The 25334-nt window shown below is 45.3% G+C and carries 18 protein-coding genes, 1 other RNA gene and 3 pseudogenes; 17 read left to right on the forward strand and 5 right to left on the reverse strand.

Annotated features, from left to right (window positions below; translation table 11 throughout):
• Positions 1–17 precede the first annotated feature (17 nt).
• On the reverse strand, positions 18–2288 hold the full coding sequence (locus GWP40_RS06565) for a glycoside hydrolase family 2 protein (RefSeq protein WP_212564684.1): 2271 nt from the start codon (positions 2286–2288) through the stop codon (positions 18–20).
• Position 2289: 1 nt separating this feature from the next.
• Positions 2290–3168, reverse strand: a complete 879-nt coding sequence (locus tag GWP40_RS06570) for a hypothetical protein (protein ID WP_212564685.1) — start codon at positions 3166–3168, stop codon at positions 2290–2292.
• Positions 3169–3323: 155 nt separating this feature from the next.
• On the opposite strand from GWP40_RS06570, the gene GWP40_RS06575 reads away from it, so the two are divergent.
• The 14 genes and pseudogenes from GWP40_RS06575 to rodA all read left to right on the forward strand — a co-directional run bounded on the left by GWP40_RS06575 (position 3324) and on the right by rodA (position 17369).
• Entirely contained in the window at positions 3324–3800 is a 477-nt protein-coding gene (locus GWP40_RS06575; RefSeq protein WP_212564686.1) for a YkgJ family cysteine cluster protein, read from the forward strand.
• Positions 3801–3808: 8 nt separating this feature from the next.
• Positions 3809–4775, forward strand: a pseudogene (locus GWP40_RS06580) (MBL fold metallo-hydrolase).
• Positions 4772–4951 carry a hypothetical protein gene (locus tag GWP40_RS06585; protein WP_016524111.1) on the forward strand — a complete coding sequence of 60 codons (180 nt, stop codon included), beginning with the start codon at positions 4772–4774 and terminating at the stop codon, positions 4949–4951. Before GWP40_RS06580 ends, GWP40_RS06585 begins: the two are co-directional and overlap by 4 nt.
• Before the next feature lie 14 nt (positions 4952–4965).
• Positions 4966–5985: an endolytic transglycosylase MltG gene (gene mltG / locus GWP40_RS06590; RefSeq protein WP_230974299.1), complete on the forward strand. Its 1020-nt coding sequence runs from the start codon at positions 4966–4968 to the stop codon at positions 5983–5985.
• Between the two features lie 5 nt (positions 5986–5990).
• Complete coding sequence (gene dnaG, locus GWP40_RS06595) at positions 5991–7778, forward strand: DNA primase (RefSeq protein WP_212564688.1); 1788 nt, start codon at positions 5991–5993, stop codon at positions 7776–7778.
• Entirely contained in the window at positions 7779–9602 is a 1824-nt protein-coding gene (gene rpoD, locus GWP40_RS06600) for an RNA polymerase sigma factor RpoD (RefSeq protein WP_212564689.1), read from the forward strand.
• A gap of 26 nt (positions 9603–9628) precedes the next feature.
• Positions 9629–10453, forward strand: coding sequence for a zinc ribbon domain-containing protein (locus GWP40_RS06605; protein ID WP_212564690.1), 825 nt, complete (start codon positions 9629–9631; stop codon positions 10451–10453).
• Positions 10454–10465: 12 nt separating this feature from the next.
• Positions 10466–10811: RNase P RNA component class A (gene rnpB / locus GWP40_RS06610), an RNA gene on the forward strand.
• 46 nt (positions 10812–10857) lie between these two features.
• Complete coding sequence (locus GWP40_RS06615; protein ID WP_212564691.1) at positions 10858–11790, forward strand: tetratricopeptide repeat protein; 933 nt, start codon at positions 10858–10860, stop codon at positions 11788–11790.
• 21 nt (positions 11791–11811) lie between these two features.
• On the forward strand, positions 11812–12846 hold the full coding sequence (locus GWP40_RS06620; RefSeq protein ID WP_016524105.1) for a rod shape-determining protein: 1035 nt from the start codon (positions 11812–11814) through the stop codon (positions 12844–12846).
• Positions 12847–12850: 4 nt separating this feature from the next.
• Entirely contained in the window at positions 12851–13714 is an 864-nt protein-coding gene (gene mreC / locus GWP40_RS06625) for a rod shape-determining protein MreC (RefSeq protein WP_212564692.1), read from the forward strand.
• A complete protein-coding gene (gene mreD / locus GWP40_RS06630) occupies positions 13711–14211 on the forward strand; it encodes a rod shape-determining protein MreD (RefSeq protein ID WP_212564693.1) in 501 nt (166 codons plus the stop codon). Before mreC ends, mreD begins: the two co-directional genes overlap by 4 nt.
• A 5-nt stretch (positions 14212–14216) precedes the next feature.
• A pseudogene (gene mrdA / locus GWP40_RS06635) lies at positions 14217–16071 on the forward strand (penicillin-binding protein 2).
• Positions 16068–17369 (forward strand): rod shape-determining protein RodA, encoded by a 1302-nt coding sequence (rodA, locus tag GWP40_RS06640; RefSeq protein WP_212564694.1) that lies wholly within the window; start codon positions 16068–16070, stop codon positions 17367–17369. Before mrdA ends, rodA begins: the two are co-directional and overlap by 4 nt.
• A gap of 104 nt (positions 17370–17473) precedes the next feature.
• Here the strand turns inward: rodA and GWP40_RS06645 are convergent.
• Positions 17474–19127, reverse strand: a pseudogene (locus GWP40_RS06645) (nucleoside kinase).
• A gap of 520 nt (positions 19128–19647) precedes the next feature.
• On the opposite strand from GWP40_RS06645, the gene GWP40_RS06650 reads away from it, so the two are divergent.
• The 3 genes from GWP40_RS06650 to hydA all read left to right on the forward strand — a co-directional run bounded on the left by GWP40_RS06650 (position 19648) and on the right by hydA (position 23633).
• Entirely contained in the window at positions 19648–20835 is a 1188-nt protein-coding gene (locus tag GWP40_RS06650) for a dicarboxylate/amino acid:cation symporter (protein WP_212564695.1), read from the forward strand.
• A gap of 3 nt (positions 20836–20838) precedes the next feature.
• Complete coding sequence (locus GWP40_RS06655) at positions 20839–22131, forward strand: L-cysteine desulfidase family protein (protein WP_212564696.1); 1293 nt, start codon at positions 20839–20841, stop codon at positions 22129–22131.
• Positions 22132–22229: 98 nt separating this feature from the next.
• Positions 22230–23633: a dihydropyrimidinase gene (gene hydA, locus GWP40_RS06660; RefSeq protein WP_212564697.1), complete on the forward strand. Its 1404-nt coding sequence runs from the start codon at positions 22230–22232 to the stop codon at positions 23631–23633.
• A gap of 244 nt (positions 23634–23877) precedes the next feature.
• Here the strand turns inward: hydA and GWP40_RS06665 are convergent, their stop codons facing one another.
• Together GWP40_RS06665 and GWP40_RS06670 are read right to left on the reverse strand one after the other, a co-directional pair.
• A complete protein-coding gene (locus tag GWP40_RS06665; RefSeq protein WP_230974301.1) occupies positions 23878–24516 on the reverse strand; it encodes a TPM domain-containing protein in 639 nt (212 codons plus the stop codon).
• Positions 24517–24543: 27 nt separating this feature from the next.
• Entirely contained in the window at positions 24544–25152 is a 609-nt protein-coding gene (locus GWP40_RS06670; RefSeq protein WP_212564698.1) for a LemA family protein, read from the reverse strand.
• Between the last annotated feature and the right edge of the window lie 182 nt (positions 25153–25334).

Consider the following 25334-nt stretch of genomic DNA (forward strand, 5'->3'; position numbering starts at 1 on the left):
GATTGATACCTACAACCTCACCGGATGCGGATTGAAACGGTTTCGCTTTTAAATTCACCGGTTTGTGCGGACACCTTTACCGTGCCGACTTTTCCGAGCGTTTTAATCCAAAAGCCGCGGGCGCCGCCGATGAGGGCGAACTCCTTAGGGCCGATAACCTCGGCGGGGCCTTTCAGCTTAATCTGCACAACCTCCGAACTATAAGGGAGTTCGTTCCCCGCCTGATCAAGGAGCCGCACAACAAAGCGGACGGCATCGGGTATGTCCGCCCGAAGTTTTGTCTCATCGGCGGTAAGCACAAGCTGCGTCGCAACGGGATTTGCAGTAAAGCGGCGGGTAATACACTCTTTACCGTTATGGTAGCCGATGAATACGGCATCTTCCCATCCGCCGCCCCACACGCTTGGAAGGTTCTCGATAACAACCGGCGGATGCGCAAGCCCGGGATATCGGTCAAAAGCGGGATAAAACAGACCTAAATCTTTTTCGCCGATGCTCAGCCGGACTGCGGTACAGTTCGTACAGATGATAAGCGGCGCAATTCCGCCGACTGCACGGTCGCCGACGGTATAACGGGTTAACGGTTCCAACACCGGCCGTACTTCCGCAGACAGCTGGCTCGCATAAACGCTTGCAGCAAACTTAGGAAGGCGGAACATATCCATCACACCGTGGTAGCAAATACGGTCGCCCGAACCGAAATTCGCATGGGTATTATAGTCAAAAGCGCACCAGCCGATTGCACCGCATTTTTGCGGGTCGAGCGCGGCGGCATTTTGCACCGAAAGGTGGAGTTTTGCATGCTCAACCAAGCGCTCTTCCTGATCGAACCGCTTTGTCGGATAGATGTGTCCGCCGAACTCGGTTACCAGATACGGCACCACATCGGACTGTCCCGTAACCTCACGCTGAGAACGAAGCGCTCGCGCAATTCCCGCTCCATTGCCAACAGGCAATCCTTGAGAACCATATATAAAATCGTTCATCGTATAGACATCTTCAAAAAATTCACTGTTCTCAATACAGCGGACACCGCCGGTCTGCCGGTACGGGTCAAGCTCATGGGCGATCGTATTTGTGCGCTGATAAAACGCCGCACAATCAGGCGATTCATTAATGCGTACTCCCCACAATATAATAGAAGGATGATTTCGATCTCTAATGATCATCTTCCGGACACTTTCACAGCTGATATCTTGCCACGCCGAATCGCCGATATGCTGCCAACCGGGGATTTCCTCAAAAACCAATAAGCCCATCTCATCACATCGATCCAAAAAATACGGTGACTGCGGATAATGCGAGGTACGGACGATATTAACGCCAAGTCCATATTTTAAGATATCCGCATCTTTTTGCTGCACTCGCTTCGGCATTGCATAACCGACATACGGAAAAGACTGGTGCCGGTTTAAACCGCGCAGCTTGAGCAGTTTGCCGTTTAAGAAAAAACCTTCCGGCGTAAACTCAACCGTGCGGAATCCGATACGGGTCGATACGGCATCACATACCATGCCGTCTTCCAGTAACGATACTTCGACGCGGTACAGCTCAGGTTTTTCAAGTGTCCATAGTTTTAAGCCGGTTAATTCATCCATTATCATCGATAGAGAAAGCAACGGAACGGATACGACAAGACTTCTGCTCAGCTCTGCCCGTTTCCGGTTTCTGGAATCGAAAAGCGCTACCGAAATATCAATCGATTGATTTGTTCGCTCGCTGTGTTCAATCGCAATATCAACCTGCAAACTTTTTTCCGCCGTTAAAACGGAAACAGGATGGGCATACATCGATTCAATATGGCAATGGGGTACTGCACGTAGGGTAACATCGCGGTAAATGCCCCCGTAACACAGATAATCTACCATACCGCCGAACGGAGGAATATCAGCCCGCTCCGTCGAATCGACATATACGACGAGTACGTTGCTTTCAGCTTCTCCATACTCAACGTATTGAGTAATCTCTACGGAAAAAGGAACATATCCGCCTTTATGCTCACCGGCAAACTGTCCGTTAATAAAGACCTTCGCATAGCACATTACGCCGTCAAAGTCGATAAAAAGACGCATCCCTTGCAACTGAGAAGGGGCAGCAAATTTTTTTCGATAACATGATTCGAATTGATATATTTTTTCATCAAAATAATGGTACGGTAATTCCTTCACCGTATGAGGAAGCTGCACTTCGGTAAAATGAGTTTCGTCGCAATCGGGTTGTATATACTGCTCCGTAAAGTTTTCTGCAAATTGCCAATTTTGCCATAATGGAATTAATGTTCGTGCCATCTTAGTTCTCCGTTTGTACATCAATCATCTTATTCAATACGATATTAAAATCTTCGATAAAAATTCCGGAATACCGCTCGATGTTTTTTATGATAAAGTCTTTTAACGCCAATATCCTGCCCGCCAAATCGGGGCCGGCAGGCATATCGACCATCATAATAACTCTGTAACCGTTGCTTTCCGCTTGAACGGTTATTTTCTTAATATGTACCGCACTATCGTACTGCGCCGCATATTGTATCACCATTTCTTTTAATGCGGTATCGGAAACCTGTGCCGCATAGACCTTTGAGAACTCGGGACGCACAACCGATTTTTCAAATAACGTTTCTTCTTCTTTTAAGCGCCCAATATGTGCATTACGGAACAACAGCCTGATTTTATCGTAAAATATTTGCGGATAGTTCCGTTTAACTTCAACAGAGGGAACGGGAATAACGTGCTTTCCTTCAACACGGCGACTCCTGATAGCGGTTTCAATCTCTTCCCTCGTTGCAATATCTTCAATACGGATAATTTTTTGCGGCGGCGGAATTTGCAATCGTGTTGCAATTTTATTAACCATCTTATCCGACGTTCCCAAAATCAGCACCTTTTTACGGCTTAATTGATGAAGCACTTTTGCCGCTTCATCACGATGCTGTTTATCGTCAAAGACAGCTGTTTTTACTGCTGCCAAAAAGGTCTTTTCCCGTTTTGCAGAATGCCCTGCAAGTATTTTATCGCCTTTAATAACCAATCCGTCATCGATAATCAAATCAATTCCATATCTTTGCGCGACCATCCGTGCCCTAAAACTTTTTCCGGTACCGTTGCCGCCAACCAGCGCATATATTTGAGGTCTCTTTAGCCAGCGAAAAAACCTATCAAAAAACCGCATATCGTTTTAGTATAAGCCGGTTATTGCATCTTCGCAAGTACATACGTCGGAAATTCATACCAAAACACATAGTAAAAACGCAGCAAAACAAAAAAATGCTTGAAATAGCAGGATTTTTCATATATAATAATAGAATAATTGTAACGGAGTAGTTTTTGCAGCAAGGATTATTTTGGAAAGACGGCTTATGCTTTTCGTGCGACCGATGTTCGGCATGTTGTCGATATGATCCGGGGTTTGTGTATTTATCTCCTCGCGATCTTCAGAATTTGCAGACATGGGCGTCGTTGGAACGATCCGCTTTTATTCAAAAATATTGCCGGTGGGTACTCCAAGGGGATGGATACGAGTATCTTTGTTTAAAAGAGCTGCCTAATTACGATTGTATTTTATGGAATAACGGCTGTATTGCATATAACTATCGGCCTTTTCAATGTTCGTCATATCCGTTTTGGGATTATTTACTCGAAAATGAGCAGCGTTGGAATGTAAATGCCCGCAGCTGTTCGGGAATAAATCGCGGTAAACGGTATTCGGCGGAAGAAATTCAAGGCTTGCTTGATACTGCAAAACAATTTCCTGTCATTCGACGAAAAAGAACCGGTGAAAGCGCGGATTTCACCGAAAAATAGAGGAGTGTATGCGGGTACATTTTTGGGGCGTTCGCGGTTCGATTGCAACTCCGTTGAGTGCAGCGCAAATTCAAGCGAAAATTTCTGCCGTCGTTCAACGGATAACCGAAAAAGACATTACCGATCAAGATGCACGGGAACGTTTTCTTGCTTCATTACCGCCATGGCTCTTTGGAACTATCGGTGGGAATACTACCTGCGTAGAGGTGGAAACCGAAGAGTGTAATCATATCATTTTTGATGCGGGTACCGGTATCCGTGAATTGGGAATCAATTTGCAAAATCGCTTTGATTATTTTGATCGTCCGCAAACCTATCATCTCTTTTTCTCTCATTTTCATTGGGATCATGTCCAAGGCCTTCCCTTTTTTGGCCCCGCGTATGATTCACGCAATACCATTATCATATATAGCACTCGCCCTAAAATGCGGGAATTTTTAGAAGAGCAGATGAAGTGGCCGTATTTCCCGATAACTATGTTCGGGAAGGGCGGCTTTACTGCAAAGTTTGAGTTCCGCTGTATTGCCCCTGACGAACCGTACATCCACATCGGTAATACCCGGATAGGTTGGCATCGTGTGCGTCATCCGGGCGGGTGTGTGGCATATTCAATTTTCGATAATCAAAAAAAGATCATCTTTTCAACCGATACGGAACTTCGTCCTCAAGACTTTGAAAAAAACGATGCCAATATCGCATTTTACAGTGATGTAGAACTGTTGATTATCGACGCTCAGTATACGATGACCGATTCCATCGAAAAAAATAGGGTGGGGGCATTCTACCTTTTCCCTCGCTATTGATTTTGCAACTTCGTGGGGAATTAAAAAATTAGCGCTTTTCCATCACGAACCGACCTATAACGATAAAAAGATTCTAGCGATAGAATCAAGTGCACAGCATTACTGCAACTATATAGGCGCCGGTACGCTTGAAATATTCAGCGCTGTTGAAGGAACGGATCTGTACTTATGAGTGATGAGCTGCCGATTTATCAATTCTCAGATTCAGAACTCAAAGCGCTTATTTCTTTTTTTAGGAAAAATCTCCCGCTGCCCGATGAGCTGTATTCATTGAATGCTTTTGCTGAAAAGTATATTTATCGAAATCTTACCATCGGTGAAGCGGAACAGCTCTACGGCGGGCGGTAATGCAAGCAATATCTATGAAACAAAAACGCTTTCGCTTAATAATGTTTGTGTTGGCGTGTATCCTTCTTATCGCAGTGGGTACGGTTGCCGGTTTTTATACTCCTGCTTCTTTTGATACAAATCCAGCTGAACAGCTTTTTACCATTAAACGCGGCGCTTCCGTGCGGGCAATTGCTGCCGATTTAAAAGCGGCGGGGCTCATCCGGTTTGAGTATCCGGCATACCTGTATTTCCGGCTTGTTAATAAACCGATTAAAGCCGGAACATATAAACTTTCTCCCGCTTGGTCAGTACATACACTCTGCGCCTATTTACAAGCGGGAAAACAAGAGCTGATCAAGGTTACCGTGCCGGAGGGTCTGACCCTTTCAAAAACGGCAGCGATTCTTGAAGATCGGCAGGTTGTCGCCGCCGATGATTTCCTTGCCGCAGCAAAAAACGAGGCTTTGCTGCAATCATACAGCATTATCGGTGCTTCCGCCGAAGGGTTTTTATTTCCCGACACCTACTTTTTTTCGTACGACGAAACGGCGGAACGAGTTATCACGGTGATGCTGGATAATTTCTTCCATAAAACAGCCGATATTCCTCATTTTCCCGATGATCCTGCTCAGCGGTACGAGGCGGTTATTTTAGCAAGCATTATCGAGCGGGAATACCGCGTACCTGAAGAAGCCGTAAAAATTGCCGGTGTTTTTTCAAACCGGTTGCAAATCGGTATGGGCTTGCAATCGTGTGCAACCGTTGAATATATCTTGACGGAGATTCAGCATAAACCTCACCCTGACCGCCTGTTGAACAGGGATTTGGAAATAGATCATCCCTATAATACCTATAAATGGCGGGGGCTTCCTCCGGGGCCGATTTCCAATCCGGGTATGACAGCCTTATACGCCGCCTGTAATCCCGAAAAAAGCGGGTACCTCTACTTCCGCTTGGAAAATGCGGAGACCGGTACGCATATTTTTACCAGAAATTTAACGGAACATGCAAAAGCAGGCGCGATTATTTTAAAACGGGCTGCGGGGCGCTGACCGCGATGGCAAAAATTACCACCGAAACAATCGACGCAGTAAACAATCATACCGACTTGGTGTCGATCGTCGAAAACTATACTCATTTGGAAAAGCGCGGGCATGATTGGTGGGGGTGCTGCCCCTTCCACAGTGAAAAAACACCGTCCTTCCATGTTATCCCCGACAAAAAAATGTATTACTGCTTCGGCTGCGGTGCGGGCGGATCTACCATTAAATTCGTTATGGAGATGGAAAAGCTGTCCTTTACCGAAGCGGTGGAAGCGCTTGCAAAGCGTGCCGGTATTCCGGTTGTGTATGCGGAAGGCAGTTACAGTCCTGCACCGGAAGATTCGTTTAAAGAAACAGTGCTCGAATTGTACAAAAGAGTGAGCGGAACCTTTCATTATTTCCTGCTGAACACTCCCGAAGGCGCCTCCGCGCTCCGGTATCTGGAGAGGAGGGCGGTAAGTCCCGAAATGATCGAGCAGTTCAACCTCGGGTATGCACCGGCTGACCGTCGGTGGCTCTTTAAGTTTTTACAGACAAAGGGATATTCCGCGGAGTTCTTGGCGAAGTCGGGACTCTTTTCCAAAAACTATCCCGAAGTTTCGTTTTTTTCTAACAGAATTATGTTTCCGATTTGTAATCGGCACGGTCAGCCGGTAGCTTTCGGCGGGCGGATTCTGGAAGGCGATGGACCGAAGTACCTTAACACCGGAGATTTACCGCAGTATAAAAAAGGCGAGACGCTTTTTGCGTTTTCGCAGGCACTCGCACAAATTAGAAAAGAAAAAACGGTTATTTTTTGCGAAGGCTATATGGATGTTATCGCCTTTCATCAAGCAGGTATTACCAATGCCGTCGCTCCGTTGGGTACTGCTTTGACGGAAGATCAGGTAAAGCTTATTCAATCCTTTGCCGACACTATCATTCTTTCTTTCGATTCCGATTTTGCAGGACAACAGGCAACATACAAGGCGATAAAGCTTTGCCGTGCCGGACATTTGCAGGTGCGGGTGCTGATGATAAAGGAAGGAAAGGATCCCGCTGAGATACTGGCGCATAAGGGTGCCGAAAGCTTGACGGAACTGGTGAAAAATGCTATTTTAGACAGTGATTATCTTATTCAAATTGCCGTTGGGCGGTTTGATGTAGTGAGTCCTGAAGGAAAGGCTCAAGCTGCTGCCTTTCTATTCCCCTATATTGAGGTGTTGGAATCCGATATTCAAAAAGAGTCAACAATACATAAGTTTTCGGCGGATTTGGGTATAAGCTCAAAAGCGTTATTTACTGATTATATACAGTATGACCAAAAACAAGAACGGGTACCGCCTACACGAAAAAGTGAAACACAAAAGCGCACTGCGCTTAAAATGACCGCGGAGCTGAGGATCGTGCTTGCAGCAGCTGCAAATCCTCATCTATTTAAAAAAATGCGGACAGAGTTGACTTCCGATGATTTTGAGGATCCTGCTGCGAAGGATTTGTTTATTGTATTAGAAGAATGTTATCGCGCCGATGCAAATACGTATGACAGCTTATTAGCGCATTGTCCTTCCGAAACGTTAAGGAATGCCGTAAGCAGTGCAATTATTAAAGGTGAATTTGCAGAAAATCCTGATAAACTGGTGTATGACGGTATCTACTATATTAAACAAAATGCTTTACAGCGGCAAAAGGAGCTCATAATCCGTAAATTGCAAGCAGTGCATGAGAGCGGTAATGTTGATGACATTCGGCATACCAATGACCTGCTGAGTGAGAAACTGCATATCGACAGAGTGCTTGCAGAATTAAAGGAAACGACGTAAATGATAGATATCTCCGAAGATCCTATTGTTATAAAGTTGATTGCCCATGCAAAAGAACGCAAGTCATTGACATGGGATGAATTGACCGATTTGTTGCCTGAAAAAATGACTTCGTCCGAAGCTGTAATGGATGAAATTCTAGATTTGCTCGAACAGGAGCAGATACAAGTAGTTGATGAGGTCGCCGAAGAAACCGATGATATGTTCGCGGATGAGCTTGATGAAGTAGAGCTTGAAAGCGAGGAACAGCTGTTTGAAGAAGCCGAGCTTGAACCTGAAAACAACGCTGAATTTTCAAAACCCGAAGAAACGCATAAAAAGCTTTTGAATAACGATAGAGAAGCGATTGTTGACGACCCTATTAAACTCTATTTACGTGATATCGGCAAAGAAAATTTGCTGACAGCCGAACAGGAAGTTATTCTGTCGAAAGCGATGGAGGACGGGGAGAATATCATCAAAAGTGCGATAAAAAACTCCGGTGTGCTGATTTCCGAAGTTCAGATGATCGCTCAAAAAGCGTTTGCCAAAATCAGTTCTTCAGAGAGCAATAAGCCGCGTAAAGAATTGAGCTATGAAGATGCCGAAAAAAAACGGCTCCGCCAATCGTACGGCGAACAATTAAAACCCATCTATTCCGATATAAAGGCTTATATCTTATTAAAAAAGAAACTATACGATAAAGAGACGCTTGCCAGTTTTCTGGATGATGCAGATCTGCAAAAAACACGAAAAAAAATCCTGAATTATTTACAGAAAATTGAATTTCAAACAGAAGAAATTGAAAAAATTTCGGATCATTTTTTGGAGGCTGCACGGAAAATACGGGAGTATCGGCGCCGACGTGAAAAGAAACAACGTCAGCTCGGTATACGGGCGTACTCTGATTTACGAAAGCTTGGAAAACGGCTCGCTATTCCGCGTGAACGGCAGAAGCTGGAAGAAGAGCTGGGTATGACGGCAAGCGATATCCGTGATATTTATACGCATATTCAAACGCTCATTCGCAAGGTTCGAAAAATCGAATATGATTTTGAAGCGCCGACGGAAGATATTATCGCACTTGCGAAAGAGATACGCCATGGTCATGCAATGCTGAAAAAGGCAAAGGATAAGCTCATTAATGCAAACCTGCGCTTGGTTGTATCGATTGCAAAGAAGTATACCAATAGAGGATTACACTTTTTCGATCTGGTTCAGGAAGGCAATATCGGCTTAATCAAAGCGGTTGAAAAATTTGAATATCGCAAAGGATATAAGTTTTCGACGTATGCGACATGGTGGATACGGCAGGCAATCACACGCTCCATCTCCGATCAGGCGCGGACTATCCGTGTGCCGGTACACATGATTGAACAAATCAACAAGGTTACCCGCGAATCGCGGCAGCTGATGCAGAAGTTCGGCAGGGAGCCGACTGATGAAGAGATCGCTGCACAGCTTGGCTGGAATGTCGAGCGGGTTAAGCAGGTCAAAAACGTAGCGCGCGAACCTATTTCACTTGAAACGCCGATAGGAGAGGAAGAAGATTCTTCGCTCGGTGACTTTATTGAAGATAAGGATGTCGAAAATCCATCCAACCTGACGGAGTATATTCTCTTGCAAGAGCAGCTGCGCGGCGTGTTATCATGTTTGCCGCTGCGGGAGCAAGAAGTGCTTAAGATGCGGTTCGGTCTTGATGAAGGTTATGCGCTGACCTTGGAAGAAGTCGGCTTGTATTTTAACGTAACCCGTGAGCGTATTCGCCAAATTGAGGCGAAGGCATTACGTAGACTGCGGCATCCTAAACAGAGCTGCAAATTAAAAGATTATTTGGATACATAGGGAATATTTGATATAGGGGAGTGACGATGGTTACAGCGGAGATTTTTGATAAACTGCGTGAATTACAGGATATTCTTGCACGGAAGAATCAGCTTGATAGTGAGATTTTAGAGGCGCCTCAACTGTTGGTAAAGCAGGAAGAGCTGTTGGCGCAGTATAAAACCAATTATATTAAGAAGAATACCGATGACGAAGCAATACGGCAAACCATCGGGGCATTAAAAGCAGAGTTGTTTGAAACCGAACAGAAGCGCGAACAGGCCGAGAAAGGAATGGATACTATTTCCACACAGCGGGAATATGATGCTCTTGATCGTGAAATTCAGGATGCCACTAAAAAAGAAGCCGAACTTCGCAAGGAAATCCTTAAAAACGAAGCCAATCACAAACGTCTTGACGAAGAGATTAAAAACGAAGAGGCGTTGATTAAACAGCAGGAGCAGGAACTCGATGAACGCAAGGCGATGATTGAAAAAGAAATTGCCGAAAAGAAAAACGAGTTGGCTGAGCTTGTTGAAGGGGAGCAGCGGATTGCTCCCGATTTGGATAGCGATACGCTGTTTAAATTCGACCGTATCATCAAAAACAAGCAAGGTATCGGTATCGTCCCCGTTCAAGGTAATGTCTGTATGGGCTGTCACATGATCCTATCGGCTCAATTTGCTATTGAAGTGCGGGAAGGAAAAAATATCATGTACTGCCCCTATTGCAGTAGAATTCTGTATTATCAAGAAAGCGAGCAGGATGCTGCTGAGGATATGATTTTTGACGATATGGATATGGGAAGCTTAGCCGATTTGGATGATTCGTCTGACTATGACGAGGCTGAATCAGACAGCAGCGAAGATTAATAGTGTAATAGGATAGAGAGCCGGTAACCGCCGTGATATACGGAGGAAAGTCCGGACTCCTTCGGAAATGATGCCGGTTAACGACCGGGCACTTGTATTGTAAAATGCAGGCGACAGACAGCGCAACAGAAAATAAACCGCCGGTAAAACGGTAAGGGTGAAAAGGCGGGGTAAGAGCCCACCGCGCTTTCCGGTAACGGGGTGGCAGTGCAAGCCTCATCAGGAGCAAAATTGAATAGTAAAGGATATCCGATCCTTTATTTACGGGTTGATTGCGGAAATTGCTGTAGTAATGCAGCAATAAGATAGATGGTTACCCTGTTCGCAGACAGAATCCGGCTTATGGCTCTCTATTTTTATTTATACGGATAGATTCCGTTATGAAGGACATTAGTTAGGAACGTATGAAAAGGCACCACGGTAAGACACAGCATTCATCGAAACCGCATATCGGAAGATATGCCGTTCTTTTTTTGTGTATTGCACTTATCGTTGCCGGAGTTCTCTTCTTTTTTACTGTTTATCGGGCGCGTTATTTCCGTGTGCCGTCGATACGTACGGTATATACTCAGTGGGAAAATAAAGATTATGCGGGAGTGTATGCAAAAACCGCTCAAATTTTAGAGAAACGCCCGATGGATGGAACTGCGCTTGCACTGCACGGTTTTGCCGCATATTACCTTTTTGCCGAGCAGACCGATTTATCCATCGGCGCAGATTATCTTACCGCAGCTATCGTGCATTTGCGCCGCGCACTGTATCTAACTAAAGATAAAGACATCCCTAAGATCGCTTATGTACTCGGGAAGGCATATTATCAACAGGGCTATTACTATGCCGATCTTGCAGTGAAGTATTTGGATGAAGCATATACCGGCGGTATCGAGGCAAGCGATTTGTCGGAGTTCCGCGGTATGGCGGCTTCTTTATTAGGAGATACCGATAAGGCGATAGAGGCCTTTACACAGGCGCTTGCGGTAAACCCTTCCGATTTCATACTATATGCCGTAGCGGAGAACTATAAAAAGAAGGGTGATCTACAAAATGCAAAGCTCTATCTTTTTGAAACCATAAAAAAAACCGGCAATGCCGTGTTGGAAGTACGGTGTAGAAATCAACTCGGGTTGCTCTTTTTAGAGGAAAATAAACCGGAAGATGCTTTAGAGCAATTCAAGCTTGTACTTGAAAAAGATGTCAACTCTGCTGATGCTCATTACGGTATCGGACTGATACATGAGATGCAGGGTGATATGATTAAGGCGCGGTATGAGTGGCGATCTGCGATACGGCTTAATCCCATACATGCGGAAACACGTGCAAAATTGAATATAAAATAAGCTAGGAGGAACGTACGGAATATGGGCTTTTTTAAAAGATTTTCTGCCGATATCGGCATTGATTTGGGAACCTGTAATACTATTATCTATATAAAAGGAAAGGGTATTGTCGTTAATGAACCGTCAGTTGTTGCTGTAGAACGCGGAACAAAATCGGTCGTGGCGGTCGGCGCCGAAGCTAAACGGATGTTGTGGAGGACGCCGGGCAATATTATCGCTATACGACCGCTGAAAGACGGTGTTATTGCAGATAAAGATACGACGGAGAAAATGATCCGGTACTTCATTTCCAAGATTTTGCCGCGCCACAGGCTTATTAAGCCTCGTATGGTTATCGGAATCCCGAGCTGCATCACCGATGTGGAAAGCAGCGCCGTGCACGAAAGCGCCTTAAAAGCAGGTGCGGGCAGCGTCGAGGTGCTTGAAGAATCGCTTGCAGCAGCCATCGGCGCTCAAATTCCGATTACGGAACCTGCCGGTAATATGGTATGCGATATCGGCGGCGGTACGACTGAGGTATCGGTTATTTCATTGCTCGGTATGGTTGTTACCAATGCCATCCGTGTCGGCGGCGATGAATTCGATCAGGCTATCATTAAGCATATCCGCTCCGTGCATAACCTTATCATCGGAGAGCAGACTGCCGAGCGCCTTAAAATTGAAATCGGTAATGCGTTCCCCGAAAAAAATATGGAACGAGTAGAAATTAAGGGAACTGATGCAATTACCGGACTTCCCCGCCGCCTCGAAATCGATTCCGTAGAAGTGCGCGAGGCGCTGAGGGAGCCGATTACCCAGATTGTCGAAGAGATAAAAACAACACTCGCACAGACGCCGCCGGAACTGGCAGCCGATATTGTAGAGCGGGGGATCGTTATGACCGGCGGAGGCGCCCTGTTGAAAGGGTTACCGAAGCTTATCTCCAAAGAAACGCATGTTCCGGTCATCCTTGCCGAAAACCCTATGAACTGCGTGGCGATCGGTGCAGGTTTATACTATGACGTATATAAGGATATGTCGGGTAACCGCAGTTTGTATGAGAGTCTAAACCGCTAATGCAATGAAAAAAAAATTTTCATTTAAAATAAAGCTTGATGTTTTTTTATTGATCTTGCTGCTTATCATATCTTCGGTGTTGCTGACATTCTCCGGCGGTCGGTTTATTGTCGATTTTAAATCGGTCGGTTTTTCGGTGGCTGCAGGGACGGAAAATGCCGTACATTCGATATCATCATTTGTGACGGATGCGGTGTCGGCTGTGCGGGAGCTTGCGGAGCTGCGTTCGAAGTATGTGGCGTTGAGCGAAAAACTCAAAGATTATGAGCTTTTGCAGCGATCAAATGCCGACATCCGCCGTGAAAACAGAGAGTTAAAGGAGCTGCTCGGTTTTGCGGACACGATTACATATAAAAATATTCCGGCGCAGGTTACCGGCTTTGATCCCGACAACCTCTATTCCGGTATTATCATTAACCGCGGAACAAAGCATGGTGTGCGTAAGAATATGCCGGTATTGGCATTTCAAGGCAGCAATGTCGGTTTGGTAGGAAAAATCGTACAAACCGGCCGCGACAGCAGTATGATTATCCCAATATATGATTATCAATGTTATGTTGCCGCCTCCGTTCAAACAACAAAGCACCGGGGTTTGATTAACGGACAGGGTACTGCCGATCTTCCGCTTATTATGAAGTATGTACAAAAACGGGCAAAAGACGAAATTGCTATCGGCGATAGAATTCTTTCTTCAGGAGAAAACAATCTGTTCCCTAAAGATAGTCCCATCGGCATTATAACCGGTATTAAGGTGCATGATTATGAAACCTACCTTGAGCTCGCGGTACAGCCGATTATCGACTTCTCCCGGCTCGATTATGTATTCGTGTTAAACTTGTCGGGTTCTGATGGGGAGGCAGCACAGTGAGGAAAGTTATTCTGTGGACGATTGCAGCAGCCTTTTTACTCGGTGTGTTTGAAACAGCTATTCTGTCCCATATTCAATTATTGTCGGCGCTACCGGATTTAATTTTAATTCTTGTGGTGTATATTGCGCTGTATAACGGGACAGTCGTCGGTATTACGGCAGGTTTTTTTTCCGGACTCATTTTTGATTTTCTTTCCATGGCGCCGATGGGACTCCATTCATTTACGTTTACCGTACTCGGATTTCTTTATGGTATATTGTACGGAAAATATAATGTGCGGCGCTTCTTTTTTCCGCTCGTACTCGGTCTTTCGGCGACATTTTTAAAAGCCGGAATCATATTGATATTGCATGTACTGTTTGGACAAAGTATTCAGATTTATAACCTATTTGCAGTCTCCTTTTGGATTGAAGTTGCAGAAAACGCTCTCTGTGCACCGCTGTTATTTATGTTGTTCGGTTTATTTCCGAATGCGTTTGAAATAAAGGAGCTCTGAGTTCCATGTATGAGCAGGATTTTCAACAAGTTGATAGACGGCTGAAATTTTTTAGTGTCTTTGTTTTCTGTATTTTAGTGATATATCTTTTTCGATTATTTTCGATGCAGATTGTTCAAGGCGATCAATTTAGAAAACAGTCTCAAACAATATCCCAGCGTTCAGAGCGTATACCGGCGCAACGCGGGGAAATCTTTGACCGTAATGCAAATATCCCTATGGTGCTTAACACCAATACCTTTGCCGTGTCGGTAACGCCGGGCGAAATTCCGAAAAAGGCATTTGCGACGGTTATCGCCCGCCTTGCAAATATTCTGCAAATTCCCGTTGCAGATATTGAAAAGAAATTACCGGCAAAGCGTAGTTCCTTTCAAAGTATCGCGATACGGTCTAATCTTCCTTATGAAGTCATTACCTCACTTGCAGAAAATATCGACGAACTTCCGGGCGTTTCGTGGCATTCAAAGCCGGTGCGTAATTATGTTGAAACGGGATCATTTTCCCATATTCTCGGCTATGTCGGTGATATAACAAAAGAAGAACTCAAGACTTTCTATAATAAGGGTTATACCGCGAATACTTCAATCGGTAAGGCCGGTATCGAAAAATACTATGATGAGTGGTTACGTGGAGAGGATGGCAGCGAATATCGTACGGTTGATGCAAGAGGACGTTTAATTGAAAACAATACTGCATTTACTCCCCCTAAAATGGGAAACAATCTTATCTTAACCATCGATCGGAAAATTCAAAAGCTTGCGGAAGATGCCCTCGGTCAACGTATTGGGGCTGCTGTTGTGCTGAAGCCTACAACAGGAGAAATTCTTGCGCTGGTTTCGTATCCTTCTTTTGATTCCAACCTTTTTTTGAATGATAATGGCAATGAGATGTATGCGCAGCTGTTGCATGATCCTCGTAATCCGCTCTTGAACAGAGCCGTTAATGCAAGTTATCCGCCCGCTTCGACCTTTAAAATTGCTATGTCTACCGCTATTCTTTCTGAAAAGGCGTTTCCTCCTGAAAAAAAAAATACAGTGTACCGGTAAAGTAGAATACGGTAATCACTTGTTCCGTTGCCACCAGCGTTACGGGCATGGTTATTTGGATTTGCGAAATGCACTCGCACAGTCGTGCGACATTTATTATTGGACGGTATGCCGCGATAATCTCGGTATCGATAAGATGGTCGAGTATGTCCGCGATTTTGGGTATGGTAAGTCTGCTGAAATTGATTTGCCGAGTCAAGCGATCGGTCAAGTACCCAATCCGGTATGGAAGGAACGGCAATTCCATGAAAAATGGCTTGGCGGAGATACGATGAATATGGCCATCGGACAAGGATTTATGCTTGCTTCTCCGTTACAGGTTGCAAATATGGTTGCAATGGTTGTTAACGGCGGTATAATCTATAAGCCGCATTTGTTAAAAGAGGTTCGAGCCCCCGGTACCAACGAACTCATTTTTGAAAAAAAGCCGGAGATATTAAAGCAAAGTGATATTTCTCCGGATGTATTCGCACAGGTACGGGCGGATATGCGGTATACCATTACGGATGGGACAGCTCAATATCCTATGCATAATAAAATCGTGCAGCTTGCAGGAAAAACAGGTACTGCAGAAGTCGGTCTTGCGGATCACTGGCATTCATGGATGGCGGCTTACGGACCTTACAATGCTTCGGCAGAAAACGCGGTGATAGTAGTAGTATTGGTTGAAGCGCAAAACAAATGGGAGTGGTGGGCGCCTTATGCCACGAATATTATCTTTCAAGGTATCTTTGCAGATCAAACGTATGAAGAAGCGGTTGAGGCTCTCGGCGGTAGGCGCTTTTTACCGGCGGTAAGGGTAAGGCAAGAATGAATTTGAGACAAGTTACTAATTTTGATTATATACTGTTTTTAGCTGTAATCGGCTTATCGGTTGTCGGTATTCTCTTTATCTATTCTTCCGGGGTTAATTCCGATGGCATATCGGTTTCGCATGAATATGTTAAACAGCTTATTTGGGTAGTGTCGGGCTTGGTTTTACTGTTTGCGGTAGCGATATACGATTATACTAAAATCGCCGATCGTGCCTTATTGATTTATATTATTACGATGCTCTTATTGGTGTACACAAGACTGTTCGGAAAAACCGTTAAAGGTGCACGGAGCTGGATCGGAATCGGAGATTTCGGCATACAAGTTTCCGAATTTACAAAAATTATTTATATTGTATTTCTTGCATGGTATCTATCAAGATCTCAGAATGAGAGCGAACTTCGCCGATTTATAAAGGCTGCGGTTATTATGTTCGTACCGATGGGGTTGATTTTATTACAGCCCGATCTTGGAACAGCTTCCGTTTATCTTCCCATCTTTTTAATTATGTGTTTTATAGCCGGTTTTCCGCTTCGATATGTGTTCGGCTTATTGGGAACAACGATCTGTACGCTTGTTTTCACGCTTCTGCCTCTTTGGGAGCGGACTATTTTACACAAATCTTCCCTTGCGGTTAAAGTATTGGGCAATAAAAATATTATGCTGTTGATTATTTTTTCCGTTGTCGGGGCGGGGGTTATTGCTGCAATCGGATACATCCTTTTAAAGAAACGGTATTATTACTGGATTGGCTATGTGCTCGGTATTGTCGCCATCTCTTTATCCGGTGCATTGGTTGGGAGCAGAGTATTAAAAGACTACCAGATGAAACGGCTCATTATCTTTTTGGATCCTAATAGCGATCCGCTCGGTGCGGGTTGGCATATTCTCCAATCGATGACGGCAATCGGCTCAGGCGGAAAAACGGGCTTAGGTTTTCTAAAAGGAACGCAAAGCCATTACCGCTTTTTGCCGGAACAAAGTACCGATTTTATTTTCAGTATTTTATCCGAAGAGTGGGGATTTCTCGGCGGGCTTTTGGTATTTGGACTTTATGCAATCATTTTTTTACGGATGTTTTTTATCATTCAAAAGACAAGTGATTTATTCGGCAAACTCATTGTCTCCGGTGTCGTTGCGATGCTCTTTTTTCATTTTGTTGTAAATATCGGGATGGTTATGGGATTTATGCCGATTACCGGTATTCCGCTTTTATTTCTGTCGTATGGCGGCTCTTCCTTGTGGACCGCAATGATTGCTATAGGACTTGTGATAGGAATCAGCCTAAGACAGCTGTAAAAAAAGCTAGTAAAAAGGGGCAGTCCAAAAACTGTTACGCAATCCGCATTAGCAGCGGATATGATAAACCGTTTCTTTACAGAACTTCTGTCGGGAATGCCCACTTATCGGTACGAAAAGTCGCTGTCGCCGATAAACTCCCGTAAAATGGACTGCCCGTGCACGAAGGACGGAGAGACCGAAAGGAAGTTGTTTAAGAAGATGAGCAGTCGAGATGCTTCGCTGTATGCCGGATCGGTGGGTTTTACCGCACGGAGCAGCGGTTCCGCATAAATTTTCAGTACCGAAAGCTCATAATCGAGCGCTGTGTTAAAGATAACGTCGGCGGTATTTTGATACGGGAAGATATGCTTTGCCTCTCCCGCCCGCACATCAGACCACATACCGATGGTAATCGATGCGGAGCTGCCTCTAAATTGAGCGTCGCGCACAATACGCCGCAAGAGCCGGTTATCGGAAGTCGGTATCCGGTTATGATCATCTAAGGTCAGCTGTGTTAATGCCGAAAGATATATCTTAAATTTAAGCGAAGCGTCTATCTGCGGGGTTAGGTTGTCGTTTAATCCGTGTATTCCTTCCAAGATGAGAATAGAGCGGCTATTGAGGCGAAGTTTTTTTCCGGTATAAAACCGCTCACCTGTTTTGAAATTATAAGACGGCAGCTCAACTTCTTCACCCGCAAATAGTTTGAGCAACAGCTCATTTAAAAGCGGAACATCCAAAGATTCAAGGCATTCGAAATCAAACTTTCCGTCCTTATCACGCGGCGTCTTATCCCTGCCGACATAATAATCGTCGAGGCTGATAACATAAGGTTCATAGCCTACGACGCGCAGCTGCATTGAAAGTTTTTTTGCGGAGGTCGTTTTTCCTGAACTGGACGGCCCTGCAATCAGAATCACTTTGACGTTTCCTCTGTTTCTAATTTGCTCGGCAATATGCGCCAGCTTATTATTCTGCAACGTTTCCGTAATTTCAATGAAGTCTTTGGTTTTACGGCTTTCGATAATTTCATTTAATTGCCCGACCGAAGATACGCCGATCATCTTACCCCACATTTTATATTCTTTGTATACGGTAAAAAGCTGCGGAATATCTTTAAATTTAGGCAGTGTGTCGGTATCGGCAGTTGCAGGGAAGCGCAGCAAAAAGCCGTCTTCATACTTCATCAATTCGAATACTTTTAAATAGCCGACACGATCCATCAACGGCTGGAAGTATAAGTCGTAATAATCATCGAGTATGTTGATCGTGATTTTCGGCTTACTGTTATAGGAAAGCAGCCGGTACGCATCGGGCTGATTGGTATTTGCAAAAAGTTCCAGCGCTTCGGAGTATGCGACGGATTGCGTTTGTATCGGTAAATCCGCATCAACCATCTCGTGCATTTTATCTTCGATTATTTTGAGATCGATATCGGAAGCATGGGCGCCTTCAAAGGTATAATAGTACGAGTAGCCGAAACTGTGCCCAACCAACAGTCGTAAATCGGGGTATACTTTCCGTGCGGCAGCGGCTAACAGAAAACACAGCGTGCGCCGGTAAATATTCGATCCTTCGTAAGTTCCTTTTAAGACAGGCTTTATAGTAGCGCGCACATCGATCATCTTGTTTAACGGAACTAATTCGTTATTTACTTTCATCCCGAATGCAACCGATTCCGGCTCTTTACAATATGCCAATGCAGCACGCGCGGAAATCGGTTCAACAAACTGTTTTTTTTGAGCCGTCCGGAAATGTAATCTCAAAACCTTTCATAAATGCCTCCGCTATATTTTGCACAGTTTATTTTTAGGAGAAAATGCATCAGACAAATAAATCTGAGAAAGTGCTAATTCAATGCGCCCTCGCTTTAATCAGCACTTCTCTAGGTAGCCTCCAGTACATACCCTAGCAGTTTATCACAGCACCACATTACGAATCAATAACCTCTAACTGTAAGAGTAAAAGATAGCTTATCCGCTGCCGTCGTGCTTCCTGTTCCATTTTTGCTTGTATTTCTTCTTCGCTTAATACAGGGCACTGTTACCTCATTTATAATTTGACAAATGGAAAAAAGCGGGTATATAATAGATCTATTCTGAAACTTTCGTTTTCGAATAGGTCGACGAGTTCCCAATCGCACAAATGGCACGATGCGAGAACATCGCATTTCAAGGTAACCTGTTCAGAAACGGAAGTTTCCGAACAGGTTTAATATCCTTTGTTGTGAATTGATCCGCTTCATGTTAATTGACGGACAATCACTACCTAAAAAATTTTTATGGAGGCTTCTATTATGGAAAAACAAAGCGGTAGAAAATTGGGACTGTTACCGCAGCTTGCATTGGGGATTCTTGCCGGTGTGGTACTCGGGTTAGTTGTACCCGCTCCGGTGATGGGGATCATCGCGACAATTAAAAGGTTACTCGGTTCGCTGATCTTTTTTGCCGTTCCGCTCGTTATCTTCGGTTTTATTTCTCCGGCAATTTGCGACTTAAAAGCAAATGCGGGAAAAATGCTCGGCGTCTTTTTGCTGATATCGTATTTATCCGCAGTCGGTGCATCCCTGTTCTCGGCTGTAGCCGGATATATTCTGATCCCGTTCCTGCATATCCCGTCACAGGCTGCCGAATTGGTTGACATACCGGCGACGGCATTCTCGCTGAATATTCAACCGATTATGCCGGTTATGACTGCGTTGGTATTGGCTATCTTAGCCGGTATTTCGGTTATTTGGACAAAGGCCGCTACGGTTGAAAAGCTCTTAAAAGAGATTCAGGCAATGGTGCTCGAAATCGTCAACCGCGTTATCGTACCGGTGCTGCCGTTCTTCATTGCGACAACCTTTGCCGAGCTTGCGTACAGCGGCAGCTTAACCCGCCAGCTTCCCGTATTCTTAAAGGTTATTATTATCGTACTGATCGGTCATTTTATCTGGATGACGCTGCTGTATCTCATCGGCGGTGCGGTTTCCAAGCAGAATCCGCTTGAAGTGGTAAAGCATTACGGCCCTGCGTATGCCACCGCTGTCGGTACGATGTCAAGCGCTGCGACCTTGCCGGTTGCGCTACGCTGTGCACATAAATCCAGTGTTTTACCTGCTGATATCGTTGACTTTGCGATTCCGCTGGGAGCGACAACCCATTTGTGCGGTTCCGTTCTTACCGAAACATTCTTTGCAATGACGATATCTCAGATGCTGTACGGCTCGGTTCCCTCAGTCGGAACAATGATTTTGTTCTCATTTCTGTTCGGTGTATTCGCCGTCGGAGCGCCCGGCGTACCCGGCGGAACGGTTATGGCTTCGCTCGGTATCGTTATCAGCGTACTCGGCTTTGACGAAATCGGTACCGGCTTGTTGATCGCCATCTTTGCCTTGCAGGACAGCTTCGGAACGGCATGCAACGTAACCGGAGACGGCGCGCTCGCACTTATTCTGCGCGGTGTATTCTATAAACCCGATGGAACATTAAAACAGGCGTAAGGTATGGAACTCACGGACATTGACTGTAATCAATTCATTGCAATCCTTCAAGAAGAGCTGGTTCCCGCGCTCGGCTGTACCGAACCGATTGCCATAGCATATGCGGGCGCTCATGCCCGTACTTTGCTCGGGAAAATTCCCGACCGCGTGTGCATTAAAAGCAGCGGTAACATTATTAAAAATGTAAAGAGCGTTACCGTCCCCAATTCGGGCAACATGAAAGGTATTCCGGCGGCGGCGGCAATCGGTATTATCGGCGGTAATCCCGATAAGGGGCTTGAGGTCCTTGCCGACATAACCGAAGCCGATATCGCCCGTACCAAGGAATTTTTGGAAAAAGTTCCTTGCAAGGTGTCCTTGTTGGATACGGTCGCTTCTCTGCATTTTATTGTAGAAGTTTTTGCCGGCGCCGACAGCGCATCGGTTGAGATTATCCATCAGCATACGAATATCGTGCATACAACCAAAAACGGAAAAGACGTATTATCTATTCCGTTTGATCCGGCCAGTGCAAATGCCGCGTTGACCGACCGCGCGGGATTGTCGGTAAAAAAGATCCTTGAGTTTGCCGATACGATAGACCTTGACCGCGTCCGCCCGATACTGGAGCGGCAGATCGACTATAATACCCGCATCTCACAGGAAGGCTTGGAACATCGCTACGGTATTAACGCAGGCGCGAATCTCTTGAAGGCTGCTGAAGCGGAGCAAGCCGTTACCCTAAAAATCCGTGCACAGGCCGCCGCCGCCGCAGGTTCCGATGCCCGCATGAGCGGCTGTACCTTGCCGGTTGTTACCAATTCCGGCAGCGGTAATCAGGGTTTGACTGCTTCGTTACCGGTTATCGTGTTTGCTGAAGAAAAAAAGCTCCCGCATGATAAGCTGTTACGCGGGTTGCTGGTTAGTAACTTGATTGCGATTCATCAAAAGACGCGGATCGGACGGCTTTCCGCCTATTGCGGAGCTGTCAGTGCAGGTTGCGGAAGCGGGGCTGCCGTTACATATCTTTCAGGCGGCAGCTATGAACAGGTATGCGGGACAATTACCAATACCCTTGCGGTTGTGTCGGGAATTGTCTGCGACGGCGCCAAGCCCTCGTGCGCTTCAAAGATTGCCTCATCGGTCGATGCAGCGCTGAATGCTCATTACCTTGCAATGCAAAACAGGGTATTTCAACCGGGCGAGGGTATCGTAAAAGGCGATATAGAAAAGACCATTGCCGGTGTAGGCTCTGTTGCAGCCGACGGTATGCGGGAAACCGATAAGGTGATATTAAAAATCATGGTGGAAGACTAGTCTTACGCCGATTATGCGCCGGGAGCGTTCCGAAAGCAATCGACTTTCGCGGCGTTTCCGGCGTTTTTACAGTCAATTTGTAAATGGAGGTTTACTATATGAAAAAGACATTGATAACGGGCGGTACACTCGTAACCGAAAACGATACGTTTAAGGCGGATATTGCGATAACCGGCAGCAAGATAACCGGAATTGGGCATTTTCCCCCTGCTGATTTTGATGCCGTATATGAAGTTTCCGGCTGTTATGTTATGCCGGGGTTAATCGATGCGCACACACATCTTGAGTTACAGCAATCCCCGCAATATCGCGCCGTCGATGACTTTTACACCGGTACCGTTGCAGCAGCTTGCGGCGGTACGACCTCCGTTATCGACCATATCGCTTTCGGCCCCGCCGGATGCAACCTGCATTATTCCATTGACCGGTACCATGAGCTTGCAAAAAAAGCGGTTATCGACTACAGCTTTCACGGCGTTATTCAGCATGTCGACGACGCTATCTTGCAGGAATTATCCGGTATCATTAAAAACGAAGGTATTACGAGCTTTAAGGCCTATACGACTTACGGATTTAAAATTGATGACACGGGTTTTTACCGCTTGCTGCAAACCGTGAAGGAAGCGGGCGGAATTTTAACCGTACATTCGGAAAACGATTCGCTTATTAACTATCTCCGCTCGAAATTCGTAAAAGAAAATAAAATGCTGCCTATCTACCATGCGCGCAGCCGCCCTAACGAAACGGAAGCCGAGGCTGTTTCTCGCCTTATCCATTTTTCGGAAATGGTGGAAGATGCCCCGCTGTACATTGTGCATCTTTCTACGGGAGAGGCGCTTATCAGCGTCATAGAGGGGCGGCAGCACGTTAATCGGCTGTTTGTTGAAACCTGTACGCAGTATCTGACGCTTTCGGAAGAAAAATACGGAAACGAGAACGGCAGCCCCGATGATCCTGAAAATATCGAAGGGCTGAAATATATTATGGCGCCGCCCTTGCGCAGAAAGCAAGATATAGAAGCGCTCTGGATCGGGCTTGCAAACGGCGATATCCAAGTAGTCGCAACCGACCATTGTCCCTTCCTGTTAAAAGAAAAGATGGACACCAAGGGCGATTTTACCAAGGGACCGGGCGGCGCTCCCGGGATCGAAGAGCGGGTGCGGATTATTTTCTCCGAAGGCGTACAAAAAAAGCGGATTTCGTTGGAGCGTTTCGTACAGGTGATGGCGGCAAATCCTGCCCGCATCTTCGGTATGTATCCTCAAAAAGGATGCCTGTTGCCCGGCGCCGATGCCGACATCACGGTGATCAATCCCAATGCCGAAGAAGTGCTGACAAAGAAAAATTTGAAAAGCGCCTGCGATTACTGCACGTATGAAGGGATGAAGGTGCAGTGTGCAATCGATTCCGTATTCAGCCGTGGGGAATTAATCGTAAAGAATAACGAATTTTTAGGCGAAAAGGGTAGGGGACAATTCATCTTTAGAAAACCGCCGTTTTAATGCAACAACTCTCTTCATCCATATCCATTCTGAATCCGATATCTAGTTTCAGAAGCGGCACGGATGCCGCTGGTTATATCAGAAGCGATGTTTCAGCATCGCTGAAACTCGTCATGAAAAGTGTACACGGATGTACACTTTTCATGATGCGACAACGCAGATGTGCCGTATATTTGCAAAAAAAGGAGGTTAGTATTCTAAAATAACAAGCCCATCGGGCAGCTCATTGAGATTTTCCGCTTTGTTAGGAAAGTGTTCTTGCAGAATCCTGCCACATTCTTTTACGGCAGAGATAAAGGCTTGAGCGGCCTGGCGTTCTTTTAATCCTGCAGTCATAATTTTGCAAATGCTGTCCCATTCGGTTTGAGCTACTTTTGCGGCAATTCCCGAATCGGCGATGACAAAAAAACTTCCGTTCCAGTACGGAAGCAAAGATGAGAACGCCTGAATGTCCGGTAGTTTTATATATGCCGCTTTCCACAAAGTGTTGGAGTGCACGGGCATAGACGCGGCGGTTTTTTAAGGCATTCGGGATAATCAGCCGGTCGATTGCGGGAATATTTACCAATAAATAAACGATAAGCACAACGGTAGCTGCACTGCTGCCGATAACTGCTGTCAACTGGGCAGGAGAAGGGAACCAAACAGTGCGTTCCAACAGGTTCCAGATGGGGGCAGCGCATAAAAACAAGATGAGAAAAGAGAGAAAGGATGCGCAAAATGCAACGAATAGCTCTACAAAGGCATAGGAATCGCTTTGGTACACAACCGCAAGGGCAATTTCTCCGGTTGTCTTTTTCTCAGCCTCCGCAACCGTATCCGCAATTTCTCTCATTTGAGTAGGAGAAATATCCATCAGTTTTAACAGCCTATTCTTTTTCATTGCATCCCTTCCTTAATCGATAATCAGTTAAAATTCAACTTTAGGCGCAGTTGCAGCTTGTTCATCAGCCTTAAAATACGCCTTTTCTCTAAAGCCGAACATATTAGCGAGAAAGGCTTGCGGAAAACGCCTAATCTGTAAATTATATGTCTGTACCGCTTCATTAAAACGCTTCCGTTCTACGGCAATACGGTTTTCGGTTCCTTCAAGCTGGCTTTGTAAGTCTCGAAAGTTTTCATTTGCTTTTAATTCGGGGTAATTTTCTGCGACGGCAAGCAGTCGTTGTAGTGCACCGCCTAACTCGCTCTGTGCTTTTTGGAACTTTTCAAACGATTCGGGATTATTTAAGACGTCGTCCGAAACATTGATAACACCACCTGCTTTAGAGCGCATTTCCGCAATTTCGGTAAAGACTTTTTCCTCATGGCTCGCATAGCCTTTTACGGTGTTCACGAGGTTGGGGATTAAATCGAAACGGCGCTGGTATACGTTTTCTACCTGACTCCATGCCGCTTTAACGTTTTCATCCGCCGCTACCATCGAATTATACGAACGGGTTACACAACCGTACAGTGAAAAAATAATCAGCACAATAATGCCGAGAACGATAAGCCCTGTTTTTAATCCTTTGCTCATAGCCGGATGCTCCTATCAAATTGGTAAAGTATTCTTATGCACACTGATGGAAACCTCTAAAAACTTCAGTTTTTTAGAGGTTTTCCTTAAGCTTATTTGCGATGTTTTAATTTAAGTCATTACTATATAAAGACTTAAATTAAAACTCGTCGGGCACCTCTAAAAATCTAACCGAGTTTTTA

It is taken from the genome of Treponema vincentii, from assembly GCF_018336815.1.
Lineage (GTDB): Bacteria > Spirochaetota > Spirochaetia > Treponematales > Treponemataceae > Treponema.